Source organism: Streptomyces boluensis (assembly GCF_009908195.1).
In the GTDB taxonomy this organism is placed as follows: domain Bacteria; phylum Actinomycetota; class Actinomycetes; order Streptomycetales; family Streptomycetaceae; genus Streptomyces; species Streptomyces boluensis.
On record NZ_JAAAHS010000176.1, the window covers coordinates 1 to 14890 of the forward strand.

A 14890-nucleotide genomic window follows, 5' to 3' on the forward strand; every position below is an offset into this window, starting at 1 on the left:
GATCGGGAGCCCGGCACGGAGGGGGAGACGAGGGGGTCCGGCCACGGGTCGGACCCCCTCGCAACGCGAGTTGTCCACAGGCCGCCCGGAGTGTCCGAGCCCGGCGGTAGCGTCGTGCCATGTCGAAAGCGGCGGGGAGCCCGACAGCGGGCGCGGCACGGAATCCGACGGCGGTCGAAGGCGTCCTGGAGCGGATCACGTATGCCAACGAAGAGAGTGGCTACACGGTGGCGAGGGTCGACACCGGCCGGAGCGGCGATCTGCTGACCGTCGTGGGCGCGCTGCTCGGCGCCCAGGTCGGCGAGTCCCTGCGGATGGAGGGCAGTTGGGGCTCCCACCCGCAGTACGGCAAGCAGTTCACGGTGGAGAACTACACGACGGTGCTGCCCGCCACGGTCCAGGGCATCCGCCGCTATCTCGGCTCCGGCCTGGTCAAGGGCATCGGCCCGGTCTTCGCCGACCGCATCACCCAGCACTTCGGCCTGGACACCCTCGACATCATCGAGCAGGAGCCGAAGCGCCTGATCGAGGTGCCGGGACTCGGCCCCAAGCGCACCGCGAAGATCGCCGCCGCCTGGGAGGAGCAGAAGGCCATCAAGGAAGTGATGGTCTTCCTGCAGAGCGTGGAGGTCTCCACCTCCATCGCGGTGCGCATCTACAAGAAGTACGGCGACGCCTCCATCTCCGTCGTCAAGAACCAGCCGTACCGCCTCGCGGCCGACGTCTGGGGCATCGGGTTCCTCACCGCCGACCGCATCGCCCAGGCCGTCGGCATCCCGCACGACAGCCCGGAGCGCGTCAAGGCGGGCCTGCAGTACGCCCTGTCCCAGTCCACCGACCAGGGCCACTGCTTCCTGCCCGAGGAGCAGTTGATCAGCGACGCGGTGAAGCTCCTCCAGGTCGACACCGGTCTGGTCATCGAGTGCCTCGCCGAACTGGCCGGTGAGGAAGAGGGCGTGGTGCGCGAGCAGGTGCCGGGTCCCGAGGACGGCACGCCCGTCACGGCCGTCTATCTGGTGCCGTTCCACCGGGCCGAACTCTCGCTGTCCGCCCAGGTGTTGCGGCTGCTGCGCACCGAGGACGACCGGATGCCCGCCTTCCAGGACGTCGACTGGGACAAGGCCCTGTCCTGGCTCAAGGGGCGTACGGGCGCTGAACTCGCCGCCGAGCAGGAGGAGGCGGTGAAGCTGGCCCTCACCCGCAAGGTCGCGGTGCTCACCGGCGGCCCCGGCTGCGGCAAGTCGTTCACGGTGCGCTCGGTCGTCGAGCTGGCCCGCGCCAAGCAGGCCAAGGTGGTGCTCGCCGCCCCCACCGGACGCGCCGCCAAACGCCTCGCCGAGCTCACCGGGGCCGAGGCCTCCACCGTGCACCGCCTGCTCGAGCTGAAGCCCGGCGGCGACGCGGCGTACGACCGGGACCGCCCTCTCGACGCCGATCTGGTGGTCGTCGACGAGGCGTCCATGCTCGACCTGCTGCTCGCCAACAAGCTGGTGAAGGCCGTGCCGCCGGGGGCCCATCTGCTCTTTGTCGGCGATGTCGACCAGTTGCCCAGCGTCGGCGCGGGCGAGGTGCTCAGGGACCTGCTCGACGAGGCGGGCCCGGTGCCCGCGGTGCGCCTCACCCGGATCTTCCGGCAGGCCCAGGAGTCCGGCGTCGTCACCAACGCCCACCGCATCAACTCCGGTACGCCACCGCTCACTCAGGGCCTGAAGGACTTCTTCCTGTTCGTGGCCGAGGAGACCGAGGAGGCGGGCCGGCTCACCGTGGATGTGGCGGCCCGGCGCATTCCGGCCAAGTTCGGCCTCGACCCGCGCCGCGATGTGCAGGTGCTCGCCCCGATGCACCGCGGACCGGCCGGGGCGGGGGCGCTCAACGGCCTGTTGCAGCAGGCCGTCACGCCCGCGCGCCCCGAGCTGCCGGAGAAGAGATTCGGCGGCCGCACGTTCCGCGTCGGCGACAAGGTCACCCAGATCCGCAACAACTACGAGAAGGGCAAGAACGGCGTCTTCAACGGCACCGTGGGCGTCGTCACCGAGCTCGACACGGACGAGCAACGGCTGACGGTGCTGACGGACGAGGACGAGGAAGTGCCGTACGACTTCGACGAACTCGACGAGCTGGCCCATGCGTACGCGGTCACCATCCACCGTTCGCAGGGCAGCGAGTACCCCGCGGTGGTGATTCCGGTCACCACCGGTGCCTGGATGATGCTCCAGCGGAACCTGCTCTACACGGCGGTGACCAGGGCCAAGAAGCTTGTTGTCCTGGTTGGTTCACGCAAGGCGCTCGGGCAGGCGGTGCGCACGGTCTCGGCGGGACGTAGGTGCACAGCGCTTGACCACAGGCTGCGGGGGAACTGACGATTCGACTGCCCGAAACTTGATCGATCATTTCGGTGGCAAAGGTCACGAGGGGGTTCCGGAACCAGGGCGAAGGGGGCAGGATGAGCAGGCTGACGGCACTGAGTGCCGTCAATAGGCCCAATGGTCGACCCCGAGTGCACTCTCCAGGGCCAAATGGGGGATGGTAGAGACAGTCAGGGCACCTCGAAGAAGAGGCACTACGTCGGTGAGGGACGAGACGTGAGCGACAACTCTGTAGTACTGCGGTACGGCGATGGCGAGTACACCTACCCGGTGATCGACAGCACCGTCGGCGACAAGGGCTTCGACATCGGGAAGCTGCGCGCCCAGACCGGTCTGGTGACCCTGGACAGTGGGTACGGCAATACCGCCGCCTATAAATCGGGCGTCACCTATCTGGACGGCGAGAAGGGCATCCTGCGGTACCGCGGCTACCCGATCGAGCAGCTGGCCGAGCGTTCCACCTTCATCGAGGTGGCGTACCTGCTGATCAACGGCGAGCTCCCCACCGTCGACGAGCTCTCCACCTTCCGTGACGAGATCACCTCGCACACGCTGCTGCACGAAGACGTCAAGCGGTTCTACGACGGCTTCCCGCGCGACGCCCACCCGATGGCCATGCTGTCCTCGGTCGTCTCGGCGCTGTCCACCTTCTACCAGGACAGCCACAACCCGTTCGACGAGAAGCAGCGCCACCTCTCGACGATCCGGCTGCTCGCGAAGCTGCCGACGATCGCGGCGTACGCGTACAAGAAGTCGATCGGCCACCCGGTCGTCTACCCCAGCAACAACCTGGGGTACGTCGAGAACTTCCTGCGGATGACCTTCTCGGTCCCGGCCGCGGAGTACGAGCTGGACCCGGTCGTCGTCTCGGCCCTGGACAAGCTGCTCATCCTGCACGCGGACCACGAGCAGAACTGTTCGACGTCCACGGTGCGTCTGGTCGGCTCCTCGCAGGCCAACATGTTCGCGTCGATCTCCGCCGGTATCTCGGCGCTCTGGGGCCCGCTGCACGGCGGCGCCAACCAGTCCGTCCTGGAGATGCTGGAGCAGATCAAGGCCGACGGCGGCAACGTCGACTCCTTCATCAACAAGGTGAAGAACAAGGAGGACGGCGTCCGCCTGATGGGCTTCGGCCACCGGGTGTACAAGTCCTTCGACCCGCGCGCGAAGATCATCAAGGCCGCCGCGCACGACGTCCTCTCCGCGCTCGGCAAGTCCGACGAGCTGCTCGACATCGCGCTCAAGCTGGAGGAGCACGCGCTCTCCGACGACTACTTCGTCTCGCGCAACCTCTACCCGAACGTGGACTTCTACACGGGCCTCATCTACCGCGCGATGGGCTTCCCGACCGAGATGTTCACCGTGCTGTTCGCGCTCGGCCGCCTTCCCGGCTGGATCGCCCAGTGGCACGAGATGATCAAGGAGCCCGGCTCCCGCATCGGCCGTCCGCGGCAGATCTACACGGGCGTCGTCGAGCGCGACTTCGTCCCCGTCGAGGCCCGCTGACCCCAGGGCTGCGCACCCTCGGGTGCCCCCGGGTTCCGCACCCCGCCCCGCTGACGCGGGCGCGGCCGTACGCGATCGTGTGCGGCCGCACAGAAACAGAGAAGCGCCCCGCAACCGGTCCCCCCACGGGCCGGCCAGCGGGGCGCTCCCCTTTGTCCCCGGTTCGGATTCCCCCCACGGGATCCGGCCGGGTGTCCAAGAGTGCTGCGCTGAGCACACGTCGCGGTCCGCCGGGACGCGTACGCACGGGAGGGCCGCTCAAGCTCCCCGGTGCACGTGTCCCGGCCAACGCACACCCCCCGCCCGGTGGCGAAGGGATATCTCTGCTGAGAGACGTCCCCCAAGACATCTCCCCGATGCCGGGAACGCCCCCCAAGACGTTCCAGCCATCGCACTCTTAGACCTGCGAGCCCCCTAAATGGTTACGTGCAATCCTCTGTGATCTACGTCTCTTGCATATGTCCGACTACATGTACAAGGGACCCGAAATGACGATCGGGGCCCCAGAGTAAGGGGGCTGTGGGGAGTACGTGAAGGTCTCGGCGGCCCCGTTCTCGGACCCGAGACGGAGCCGGGTCGGAGCCCAGCCGGAGGCGTACCTCAGCGGAACGTCTTCAGCCGCAGGCTGTTGGTCACCACGAAGACCGACGAGAACGCCATAGCCGCGCCCGCGATCATCGGGTTGAGCAGTCCAGCCGCGGCGAGCGGCAGCGCCGCCACGTTGTAGCCGAAGGCCCAGAAGAGGTTGCCCTTGATCGTGGCGAGGGTCCGCCGGGAGAGCCGGATCGCGTCGGCGGCCACCCGCAGATCGCCCCGTACGAGCGTCAGGTCGCCCGCCTCGATCGCCGCGTCCGTGCCGGTGCCCATGGCCAGGCCCAGGTCGGCGGCGGCGAGCGCGGCCGCGTCGTTGACCCCGTCGCCCACCATGGCCACGGTGCGCCCGGCGGCCTGGAGCTCGCGTACGGCGGCGACCTTGTCCTGCGGCAGCACCTCGGCCCGCACCTCGTCGATGCCCACCTCGGCGGCCACCGCCTCGGCCACGGCCCAGTGGTCGCCGGTGAGCAGCACCGGCGTCAGGCCCAGGGCGCGCAGCTCGCGTACCGCCTCGGCGCTGGTGTCCTTGACCGCGTCCGCGACCGTGAGGGCACCGCGTGCCACTCCGTCCCAGGCGACGGCCACGGCGGTACGGCCTTGGCGGTGGGCCTCGGCGAGGGTGTCGCTGAGGGTGTCGGGCAGCTTGACGCCCGCGTCGGTGAGCAGCTGTTCGCGGCCGACCAGGACGGTGTGGCCCTCGACGGTGCCGCGTACGCCGAGGCCGGGGACGTTGGCGAAGGACTCGACCGCGGGCAGCGGGCCGCAGCGCCGCTGGGCGCCCTCCGCGACGGCGCGGGCGACCGGGTGCTCGGAGGCGTGCTCCACGGCACCCGCGAGCCGCAGCAACTCCTTCTCGGGGGTGCCGTCGGCCGCGTACACGTCCTGGAGTTCCATCCGGCCCGTGGTGACGGTGCCGGTCTTGTCGAGTACGACGGTGTCGACGCGGCGGGTGGACTCCAGGACCTCGGGGCCCTTGATCAGGATGCCGAGCTGGGCGCCGCGCCCCGTACCGACGAGCAGCGCCGTGGGGGTGGCCAGGCCGAGTGCGCACGGGCAGGCGATGATCAGCACCGCGACGGCGGCGGTGAACGCGGCGGTGGCGTCGCCCGTGACCGACAGCCAGGCGCCGAGGGTGGCGGCGGCGATCAGCAGGACCACGGGCACGAAGACCGCGGCGATCCGGTCGGCGAGGCGCTGCACCTGGGCCTTGCCGCTCTGCGCGTCCTCGACCAGGCGGGCCATCCTGGCGAGTTGGGTGTCGGAGCCGACCCGGCTCGCCTCGACCAGGAGCCGCCCCGAGGTGTTCACGGTGGCCCCGGTCACGGCGTCGCCCACGGTCACGTCGACCGGCACGGACTCGCCGGTGAGCAGCGCGGCGTCGATGGCGGAGGAGCCCTCGACGACGGTGCCGTCGGTGGCGATCTTCTCGCCGGGGCGTACGACGAAGCGGTCGCCGACCCGCAACTGCTCGGCGGGGACGCGTACTTCACGGCCGTCCCGCAGCACAGTGGCGTCCTTGGCGCCGAGTTCGAGCAGGGCGCGCAGTGCGGCGCCCGCCTTCCGCTTGGCGCGGGCCTCCAGATAGCGGCCGAGCAGGATGAACGTGATGACTCCGGCGGCGACCTCCAGATAGATCGTGGCGGAGCCGTCCGTACGGGACACGGTGAGGTCGAAGCCGTGCCGCATGCCCGGCATCCCGGCGTCGCCGAGGAACAGCGCCCACAGCGACCAGCCGAAGGCGGCGAGCGTGCCGACCGAGACCAGGGTGTCCATGGTGGCCGCGGCGTGCCGGGCGTTGGTCCAGGCGGCGCGGTGGAAGGGCAGCCCGCCCCAGACGACGACGGGTGCGGCGAGGGTCAGCGAGAGCCACTGCCAGTTGTCGAACTGGAGGGCCGGGACCATCGCCATCAGGACGACAGGCAGCGCGAGCACGGCGCTGACGAGGAGGCGCCGACGGAGTGCGTCGACCTCGGACTCGCCGGTTCCGGAACCGCCACTCGCGTCGGGACCGGCACCCGCCGAGGGAGTGGACGCGACGAGCGGCTCCGGCGGTGGCGGAACGATCTCCTCCGCGGTGTAGCCGAGCTTCTCGACCGTCGCGATCAGGGTGTCCACCGCGACGCCGTCGCCGTACGACACCCTGGCCTTCTCGGTGGCGAGGTTGACCGAGGCGGTCACGCCCTCCAGGCGGTTGAGCTTGCGCTCGATCCGGGACGAGCAGGAGGCGCAGGTCATCCCGCCGATGGCGAGCTCGACCTCGGAGCCTTCCACGGCCGATATCGGGTGCTCGGTCGCCGTGTCACTCATGACGTTCTCTTCGTGTGATCGCTGCGAGGACCGCCCGGCTCGGGCGGCCGCTCCGGAAGGGCCGGGCGTACCGGCGGTGACGGGGCCGGCCGGTACGTGCCCGGCCCCGTCCGCCGAACGCTCAGGCGCGGCCGGTCAGTTCGTACCCCGCCTCGTCGACCGCGGCGCGCACCGCGGCCTCGTCGAGCTCGGCCGCGGAGACGACCGTGACCTGGCCGGTGGCGGCGACGGCGGTGACCGAGGCGACGCCGGGCAGCTCGGAGATCTCGCTGGACACGGCGCCCTCGCAGTGACCGCAGGTCATTCCGGCGACCTGGTAGACGGTGGTGACGGAGCCCTGCTCGGCCACGGCAGCGCCGTCGCTGTGGCAGGAGCCGGAGGGGGAGCAGCAGGAGCCGGCGGTCTGCGGGGTCTCGGTCTGGGCGCTCATGTCGTTCTCCTCGTCGAGGGAATCCGGTCGGTCCGCGGCCGGGTGGCGGCGCGGCGTCGGGTTCGGCGCAGCGCGGGTCGCGGAACCAGGCGGGGCCGCTATGTCCACGGTCCCTCCTGACACTCCCGACTGTATACCCCTAGGGGGTACTCCTCCAAGTGGGGTCGCGACGTGAGAGCGATCTCGCCCAGGCGAGGGCGAGCAGCGAGACGAGCACCAGGCCGCCGACCGAGAACAGGGTGAAGAGATGTTTCTGCTCGCCGGTGGGCTGCGGCAGGTATCCCTGGGCGAAGAGTGAGCGGTCCAGGTCGCTGGTGGTGAGCCGGACGACCAGCCAGACCGCGATGCCGTGCGTCGAGTCCCACAGGGCGTGCAGCAGGGCGACGCCGAGATAGGTGCCGACCACCGGACCGGTGAAGCGGAAGCGGCCGTTCTCGCTCCGGTGCGCGAGCAGGACGGCGCCCGCGATGGCCGTCCACAGGCCGTGCCCGAACGGCGCGAGGACCCCGCGCAGGATCTCGGTCTCCAGGAGGGCGCGCAGGTCGATGCCGTGCGTGGAGATCGCGGCGTTGAAGGCGTACCCGGCGCTCTCGAAGGCGGCGAAGCCGAAGCCGACGGTGGCGCCGAGCACGAGTCCGGCGCGCACCCCGCGTACCTCGGGGCGGCGGCGCAGCAGCAGCATCAGGGCGCCGAGCTTCACCGCCTCCTCGATCAGGCCGACGCCGACGAACATCCACAGTGAGGGGTGCAGCAGGTAGTACTCCATCACCGAGGCGCCGAGCACTCCGAGGATGCCGCCGGTCAGGAAGCAGCCGAGGAGCGTGCCGACGCCGAGGCCGTCGCCGTGCCGCTCGTACGCCCACAGCACGAAGACGCCGGGGACGAGGAAGCTGCCGAGCAGGATCAGGGTGGGCAGCAGGGTCGTGTTCTGGGTCGCGTACGTGACGATCGCGGTCAGCGCCCAGAGGCCGAGCCCGGTCCACAGGCAGCGCTTCCACAGGAGTGGTGCGGCCGGTGCGGAGGTCCGGGGCGGGCGTGGCGGGGCGGTCGTCCGGTACTCGGTCACAGGCGAGCCCCTCCGGTTCGACGGCTTTTGCCCGGAGTCTATGGAAATAGCGGTAGTTGTGCAGTTCCGCGGAAGGGGGCCGTGCGGACGGCGAGGCCCCCGCACGGCATCGCGCGGGGGCCTCGCCGGCGGGTGGGAGGTCCTACTCTCTACGCCCCCGGTTGCGCGGCCTGCTGGCCACCCAGGCGCGGACGGTGTCCGGGTGCCAGTAGGGCTTGCCGCCCTCGACGTGGTCGGGCGAGGGCAGCAGTCCGTGCTTGCGGTAGGAGCGCACCGTGTCCGGCTGGACGCGGATGTGTGCGGCGATCTCCTTGTACGACCAGAGCTTGCGGTCAGTCATCAGCGGTACCTCCTTGTCCGCGCGCAGTGGCGGCCCGGGGGAGCCGTCGGGGGAGCTGGGTGCGGACATCCGACATGCAGTCAGCCTGTGCCCGGCGAGCGACGCTGAGTGACCGGCGGGCAGGTGCTGTTGAACGGGTGTGACGGGAAACCCGCGCGAGTGAGACATGTGTGACGGAAGCCGAACTTTGGTTACGTGGGTGATGCATTGGGCGAGGCGGGGCGATTGGTGTTCAAAGGGGCGCTTGTGCTCCTTCACGCGCCCCCAGGCGCACGCCCCTCCCGTACGCCCGCCGCGTCCCGCTCAGCGCAGCCGACCCGTCCTGGAGAACGCCGCCGCGCGGCCCGGCGGCAGGATCAAGGTGGTCGCCTCACCCACCAGCCGGTCGGGCTCCGTCGGACTGCCCGTCGCCGTCAGTGCGGTCGCCCCGGAGCGGGCCGCCGTGAACTCGCCCGGTGTGCACCCCGTCAGGGCCCGGAAGTCGCCGCTGAGGTGCGACTGGTCGTAGAAGCCGCAGGCCGCCGCGGTCTGCGCTTGGGAGTACCCGGCGAGCAGCAGCCGCCGTGCGCGCTGGGTCCGAAGCACCCGGGCCGCGGCCTTCGGGCTCAGGCCGATCTGCTCGCGGAAGCGGGACTCCAACTGCCGTACGCTCCAGCCCACTTCGTCGGCGAGGCGGCGCACCGGCACCGTGCCGCCGGTGCGGACCAGCTCCGACCAGGCCCGTACCGTACGCGCGGAGCAGGGTGGGCCGGTGGCGGACCAGTGCAGCAGGACCTCGTCGAGCAGGGTGAAGCGGGCGTTCCAGGTGGGCAGGGCGGCGAGGGCGCCGGCGAGGTCGGCGGCGGTGCAGCGGGCGCGGCGGCCGAGCGGTGCGCCGAGCGTGCGGGGCAGGGCGTCGGCGGGGTCGGCGACCCGGTCGGCCAGCTCGTACTGGGAGATCCCGAAGAGGGTGAAGGCGGCCCACGGGGCGATCAGCACCTCGATGCCCGCGAGGTGGCCGTCATGTTCGCCGAGTACGGGCGCGGTGTGCAGGCCGGAGAGTCCCGAGGTGCGCACCACCGGGGCGCGGCCCGCGCGGCGAAGGCGGAGCGGCCCGCCGAAGCCGAGCAGCAGCGTCACCGCGCCGACGGGGGCCTCCAGGCGGCGGCGCGGGGCGTCGAGGCGGAGCCGGAAGCCGCGGTAGGCGAGGACGCCGGGGCGAAGTCGGGCGTGCGGGGTGGCGGTGGCGCGTTCCCAGCTTCCGGCCGGGCAGCGCAGGACGGCGGTCGGCGGCCTCATCGGCGCCGCCCTGCTGGGCCGTGCGGTGTCAGGCCCCGCAGCCGCGCAGATATCGGCGGGTGCGGCGGGCGATCGGCAGGGGGCGGTCGGGAGGGCATGGGTACATGTCCTGTTCCACGATGGCGAACAGCTCGACGCCGAGCTGCTGCGCCGCGGCGAGTACCGGTTCGAGCGCGGGCTCCCCGGAGGGCGGCTCGCACATCACCCCGCGGGCCACGGCAGGACCGAAGGGCAGTTCCTCGGCGCGGACCGCCGCGAGGATCTCGGGGTCCACCTGCTTGAGGTGCAGGTAGCCGATGCGTGCTCCGTACGTCTCGATCAGTTTGACGTTGTCCCCGCCGCAGTACGCGTAGTGCCCGGTGTCCAGGCAGAGCGCGACCAGGTCGGGGTCGGTGGCGTCGAGGAACCGGGCGACGTTCTCCTCGGTGTCCACATGGGTGTCGGCGTGCGGGTGCACGACGATCCGCAGACCGTAGCGGTCGCGGATCTCGCGGCCCAACCTTTCGGTGCCACGGGCGAGTTGGGACCACTGCCCGGCGGTCAGCTCCCGGTCCTCTAGGACCTCGCCGGTCTTGTCGTCGCGCCAGAACGACGGGATCACGACCAGGTGGTCCGCGCCCATGGCCCGGGTCAGCTCGGCGACCCGGGAGACATGCGCCCAGGTCTCGTCCCAGACGGCGGGCCCCCGGTGAAGCCCGGTGAAGACCGTGCCGGCCGAGACCCGCAGGCCGCGCCGCCCGGTCTCCTCGCGCAGCACCTCGGGGTCGGTGGGCAGATAGCCGTACGGGCCGAGTTCGATCCACTCGTAGCCGGACTCGGAGACCTCGTCGAGGAAGCGCTGCCAGGGGACCTGGCGGGGGTCGTCGGGGAACCAGACGCCCCAGGAGTCGGGTGCCGAGCCGATGCGGATACGCGACATTCGCGACAACGTCATGAGGGCAGCCTCAGGGCGTCCCGAGAGCGCTGTCAAGGCATGGTCCGAATGTAAGGACAAAGTGTTGACAGGGTTCCGGGGCAGGGCTAGACCTGGGGACAGTTCCGACGGAAGGGGCGTCGAGGGTGACAGCGCCGAGCGCAGCGAACCGCCCGCACGAGCCGTACGAGCCGGGCGGGCCCTATGACCTGATCACCGTCGGGCGGATCGGCGTCGACCTCTATCCGCTGCAGACCGGGGTGGGGCTCGCCGACGTGGAGACGTTCGGGAAGTTCCTCGGCGGCTCGCCGTCCAACGTCGCGGTCGCCGCGGCCCGGCTCGGCCGCCGTACGGCCGTGATCACCCGCACCGGGAACGACCCCTTCGGCCGGTATCTCCGCCGGGAGCTGCGGGAGTTCGGCGTCGACGACCGCTGGGCGACCCCGGTGGAAGGGCTGCCGACGCCCGTCACGTTCTGCGAGATCTTCCCGCCCGACCACTTCCCGCTGTACTTCTACCGGCGGCCCAAGGCGCCCGATCTGGCCATCCGTACCGAGGAGTTGGACCTCGACGCGATCCGCCGGGCGCGGATCTTCTGGGTGACCGGGACCGGCCTGTGCGAGGAGCCCAGCCGGTCCGCGACGCTCGCCGCGCTCGCGCACCGCGACAAGTCCGGTACGGCCACGGTCTTCGACCTCGACTGGCGCCCGATGTTCTGGGCGGGCGGACCCGAGCAGGCCCGGCCGTACTACGCGCGTGCCCTCGCCCACGCCACCGTCGCCGTCGGCAACCTCGACGAGTGCGAGGTCGCCACCGGTGAGCGCGAACCCGAGGCCGCCGCCCGTGCCCTGCTCGCCGCCGGGGTCGAGCTCGCCGTCGTCAAAATGGGCCCCAAGGGTGTGCTCGCCATGGACCACGCGGGCGCGCGCGTAGAGGTGCCGCCCGTGCCGGTCGAGGTCGTCAACGGCCTCGGCGCCGGGGACGCGTTCGGCGGCGCCCTCTGCCACGGGCTGCTCGCGGGCCGCCCGCCCGAGCACCTCATGCGGTACGCGAACGCGGCGGGCGCCCTCGTCGCCGGACGGCTCGCCTGCTCGCCCGCCATGCCGTACCCGCACGAGGTCGAGGCCGTACTCGAAGGCGGCGCGGCATGAACCCGCGGCCCGCCGGGATCGACCCGGGCGCGCTCGCCCGGATCCGGGCCCGCACCCCGGAGGCCGTCGCCGAGGCCGCCGCGCGCCGGGTGCGCAGGCCGCTCCTCGGCGACAGTGGGCGGCTGCTCGTCGTCGCCGCCGACCATCCGGCGCGCGGCGCCCTCGCCGTGGGGGAGCGCCGCCTCGCCATGGCCAACCGCCACGACCTCCTGGAACGGCTCTGCCTCGCGCTGTCCCGGCCGGGCGTCGACGGCGTGCTCGCCAGCGCCGACGTGCTCGACGACCTGCTGCTGCTCGGCGCCCTCGACGGCAAGGTCGTGATGGGCTCCATGAACCGCGGCGGCCTGGCCGGCTCCGCCTTCGAGCTGGACGACCGCTTCACCGGGTACCGCCCCGACGACCTGCGCCGACGCGGCTTCGACGCGGGCAAGCTGCTGCTCAGGATCGACCGCGACGACCCCGCGTCCCTCACCACCCTGGACGCCGCCGCGCGTGCCGTGTCCGCGATGGCGGAGCTCCGGCTCCCGGTCTTCGTCGAGCCGTTCCTGTCCCGGCGGGTCGACGGGCGGGTGCGCAACGACCTGTCCGCGGAGGCGGTGACCACGGCCGTCGCGGTCGCCTCGGGGCTCGCGGGCAGCTCCGCGTACACCTGGCTGAAGGTCCCCGTCACCGACGAGCCGGACGGCACGGCCCGCGCCCTCGACGCGTCGACGCTGCCCGCGGTGCTGCTCGGCGGCGATGTGCACGCGAGGCGCCCGGACGAGACGTACGAGCGCTGGCGCAAGGCGCTCCAACTGCCCACCGTGCAGGGTCTGGTCGTGGGACGGTCGTTGCTCTACCCGGCGGACGACGACGTGGCGGCGGCCGTCGACATCGCGGCCTCGCTGCTTCAGTGAGCCCGTACGTACGGAAACGACGCGAGAGACGGCAACGACGCGAGAGGGAGACCCGATGCACCTACCGGCGGGCAGCACGGCGGCCGGGCCGTACGCCCTGGACATCGACCCGGAGCGGGCCGGGTGGGACTACGCGCGCCTGCGCGTCCTGGAGCTCGGGCCGGGCGGCGCGCACTCCTTCGGCACCGGGGACAGTGAATGGATCGTGCTTCCGCTGACGGGTGGCTGTACGGTGCGAGCGGACGGTGAATTCTTCGAACTCACCGGCAGGGAAGGGGTGTTCGGGGCGGTCAGCGACTTCGCCTATCTGCCGCGCGACACCTCCGCACAGATCGCCTCCGGCGCGGGAGGCCGCTTCGCCCTGGCAGGAGCGAAGTGCGAGCGCAGACTCCCCGCCCGCCACGGCCTCGCGCCGGAGGTTCCCGTCGAGCGGCGCGGCAGCGGCACGTGCGCGCGCGTGGTGCGGAACTTCGCCGCAGCAGGCGTCTTCGAGTGCGACCGGCTGATCGCCGTCGAGGTGATCACGCCCGGCGGCCACTGGTCCTCGTACCCGCCGCACAAGCACGACGAGTACCGGCCGGGCGTCGAGTCCGCCCTTGAGGAGATCTACTACTTCGAGATCGACGGGCCGCACGGACTCGGCTACCAGCGCGTCTCCCCGTCCCGCCCCGGCGGCACCGATCTGCTCGCCGAAGTGCGGGGCGGGGACGCGGTGTTGGTGCCGGACGGCTGGCACGGGCCGTCCGTCGCGCAGCCCGGCCACGACATGTACTACCTGAACGTGATGGCGGGCCCCGGCGCCGACCGGGAGTGGAAGATCTGCTTCCACCCCGACCACCAGGAGGGCTACCGATGACCGCCAATGGCGGGCCCCGCACGGTCCGGCTGACCGTCGCGCAGGCCCTGGTCCGCTTCCTCGCCGCCCAGCACACCGAGCGGGACGGGGAGCGGCAGCGGCTGATCGGCGCCACCTGGGGCATCTTCGGCCACGGCAACGTCGCCGGGATCGGCCAGGCCCTCGTGGAGTACGGCGCCACGATGCCGTTCCACCAGGGCCGCAACGAACAGGCCATGGTGCACGCCGCGGTCGGCTACGCGCGGCAGTCCCGGCGCCTGTCCACGCACGCGGTGACCACGTCCATCGGGCCCGGCGCGACCAACCTCGTCACCGGGGCCGCGCTCGCTACGGTCAACCGGCTGCCGGTGCTGCTGCTTCCCGGCGACACCTTCGCGACCCGGCCCGCCGACCCGGTGCTACAGCAGCTCGAAGTGCCGTACGCGGGCGATGTGTCGGTGAACGACTGCCTGCGGCCCGTCTCCCGGTACTTCGACCGGATCACCCGCCCCGAGGCCCTGATCCCGGCGGCGCTCGCCGCGATGCGGGTCCTCACCGACCCGGCCGAGACCGGCGCCGTCACCCTCGCCCTGCCGCAGGACGTGCAGGCGGAGGCGTACGACTGGCCGCGGGAGTTCCTCGCCGAGCGGACCTGGACGGTACGCCGCCCGGCCCCCGATCCGCGTGAACTCACCGAGGCTGTACGGCAGTTGCGCGCCGCCCGCCGTCCCCTGATCGTCGCGGGCGGCGGGGTGCGGCACAGCGCGGCCGAGGAGGCGCTGCGGGCCCTGGCCGACGCCACCGGCATCCCGGTCGCGTCCACCCAGGCGGGCAAGGGCGCGCTGCCCCACGACCACCCCGCCGACGTCGGCGGTATCGGGCACACCGGCACCGCGACCGCCGACGCCCTGGCCCGCACCGCCGACCTGGTGCTCGGGGCCGGGACGCGGTGGTCGGACTTCAGCACCGCCTCCGGCACCCTCTTCGCGGACCCGGACGTGCGGTTCGTGAACGTCAACATCGCGGGGTTCGACGCGCACAAGCTGGCCGGGAGCACCGTGATCGCCGACGCCCGCACCGCCCTCGAAGCGCTCACCCGTGACCTCGCGGACCACCGGGTCACCCCCGCGTACGAAGCCGAGTACACCGACGCCAAGTCCGCCTGGGAGGCTCGCGTGTCCGCCGCCTACGCCGCCCCCGACCCGGAC

General features: G+C 71.9%; 12 protein-coding genes. 6 read left to right on the forward strand and 6 right to left on the reverse strand.

Going from position 1 to position 14890, the window contains the following annotated elements; translation table 11 throughout:
* Nucleotides 1-119: 119 nt before the first annotated feature.
* On the forward strand, nucleotides 120-2360 hold the full coding sequence (gene recD2, locus GUY60_RS21400; RefSeq protein ID WP_161700262.1) for an SF1B family DNA helicase RecD2: 2241 nt from the start codon (nucleotides 120-122) through the stop codon (nucleotides 2358-2360).
* Between the two features lie 222 nt (nucleotides 2361-2582).
* A complete protein-coding gene (locus GUY60_RS21405) occupies nucleotides 2583-3872 on the forward strand; it encodes a citrate synthase (protein ID WP_161700264.1) in 1290 nt (429 codons plus the stop codon).
* A gap of 600 nt (nucleotides 3873-4472) precedes the next feature.
* On the opposite strand, the gene GUY60_RS21410 is transcribed toward GUY60_RS21405, so the two are convergent.
* The 6 genes from GUY60_RS21410 to GUY60_RS21435 form a co-directional block, all read right to left on the reverse strand.
* Entirely contained in the window at nucleotides 4473-6773 is a 2301-nt protein-coding gene (locus tag GUY60_RS21410; protein WP_161700266.1) for a heavy metal translocating P-type ATPase, read from the reverse strand.
* 121 nt (nucleotides 6774-6894) lie between these two features.
* A complete protein-coding gene (locus tag GUY60_RS21415) occupies nucleotides 6895-7203 on the reverse strand; it encodes a heavy-metal-associated domain-containing protein (RefSeq protein ID WP_161700268.1) in 309 nt (102 codons plus the stop codon).
* Between the two features lie 139 nt (nucleotides 7204-7342).
* Complete coding sequence (locus tag GUY60_RS21420; protein WP_161700270.1) at nucleotides 7343-8269, reverse strand: PrsW family intramembrane metalloprotease; 927 nt, start codon at nucleotides 8267-8269, stop codon at nucleotides 7343-7345.
* A 142-nt stretch (nucleotides 8270-8411) separates the two neighbouring features.
* Nucleotides 8412-8609: a helix-turn-helix transcriptional regulator gene (locus GUY60_RS21425; RefSeq protein WP_161700272.1), complete on the reverse strand. Its 198-nt coding sequence runs from the start codon at nucleotides 8607-8609 to the stop codon at nucleotides 8412-8414.
* A 303-nt stretch (nucleotides 8610-8912) separates the two neighbouring features.
* On the reverse strand, nucleotides 8913-9887 hold the full coding sequence (locus GUY60_RS21430) for a helix-turn-helix transcriptional regulator (protein ID WP_161700274.1): 975 nt from the start codon (nucleotides 9885-9887) through the stop codon (nucleotides 8913-8915).
* Nucleotides 9888-9915: 28 nt separating this feature from the next.
* On the reverse strand, nucleotides 9916-10821 hold the full coding sequence (locus GUY60_RS21435) for a sugar phosphate isomerase/epimerase family protein (protein ID WP_161700276.1): 906 nt from the start codon (nucleotides 10819-10821) through the stop codon (nucleotides 9916-9918).
* A gap of 125 nt (nucleotides 10822-10946) precedes the next feature.
* Between GUY60_RS21435 and iolC the strand changes: the two genes are divergently transcribed.
* From iolC to GUY60_RS21455, 4 genes are all read left to right on the forward strand, one after another.
* Nucleotides 10947-11951 carry a 5-dehydro-2-deoxygluconokinase gene (iolC, locus tag GUY60_RS21440; RefSeq protein ID WP_161700278.1) on the forward strand — a complete coding sequence of 335 codons (1005 nt, stop codon included), beginning with the start codon at nucleotides 10947-10949 and terminating at the stop codon, nucleotides 11949-11951.
* Nucleotides 11948-12847, forward strand: coding sequence for a Cgl0159 family (beta/alpha)8-fold protein (locus GUY60_RS21445; RefSeq protein WP_161700279.1), 900 nt, complete (start codon nucleotides 11948-11950; stop codon nucleotides 12845-12847). The genes iolC and GUY60_RS21445 overlap by 4 nt, the downstream gene beginning before the upstream one ends.
* Before the next feature lie 55 nt (nucleotides 12848-12902).
* Nucleotides 12903-13703, forward strand: a complete 801-nt coding sequence (gene iolB, locus GUY60_RS21450; RefSeq protein ID WP_161700280.1) for a 5-deoxy-glucuronate isomerase — start codon at nucleotides 12903-12905, stop codon at nucleotides 13701-13703.
* A partial coding sequence (locus tag GUY60_RS21455) for a thiamine pyrophosphate-binding protein (protein ID WP_246235415.1) occupies nucleotides 13700-14890 on the forward strand: 1191 nt, incomplete at its 3' end. The genes iolB and GUY60_RS21455, both read left to right, overlap by 4 nt.

Bases quoted from the DNA above. Each gene is read 5' to 3' on its own strand.
- GUY60_RS21410 (WP_161700266.1), bottom strand. From the start codon at position 6,773: ATGAGTGACACGGCGACCGAGCACCCGATATCGGCCGTGGAAGGCTCC.
- GUY60_RS21435 (WP_161700276.1), bottom strand. From the start codon at position 10,821: ATGACGTTGTCGCGAATGTCGCGTATCCGCATCGGCTCGGCACCCGAC.
- GUY60_RS21415 (WP_161700268.1), bottom strand. From the start codon at position 7,203: ATGAGCGCCCAGACCGAGACCCCGCAGACCGCCGGCTCCTGCTGCTCC.
- GUY60_RS21445 (WP_161700279.1), top strand. From the start codon at position 11,948: ATGAACCCGCGGCCCGCCGGGATCGACCCGGGCGCGCTCGCCCGGATC.
- recD2 (WP_161700262.1), top strand. From the start codon at position 120: ATGTCGAAAGCGGCGGGGAGCCCGACAGCGGGCGCGGCACGGAATCCG.
- GUY60_RS21430 (WP_161700274.1), bottom strand. From the start codon at position 9,887: ATGAGGCCGCCGACCGCCGTCCTGCGCTGCCCGGCCGGAAGCTGGGAA.
- iolB (WP_161700280.1), top strand. From the start codon at position 12,903: ATGCACCTACCGGCGGGCAGCACGGCGGCCGGGCCGTACGCCCTGGAC.
- GUY60_RS21425 (WP_161700272.1), bottom strand. From the start codon at position 8,609: ATGACTGACCGCAAGCTCTGGTCGTACAAGGAGATCGCCGCACACATC.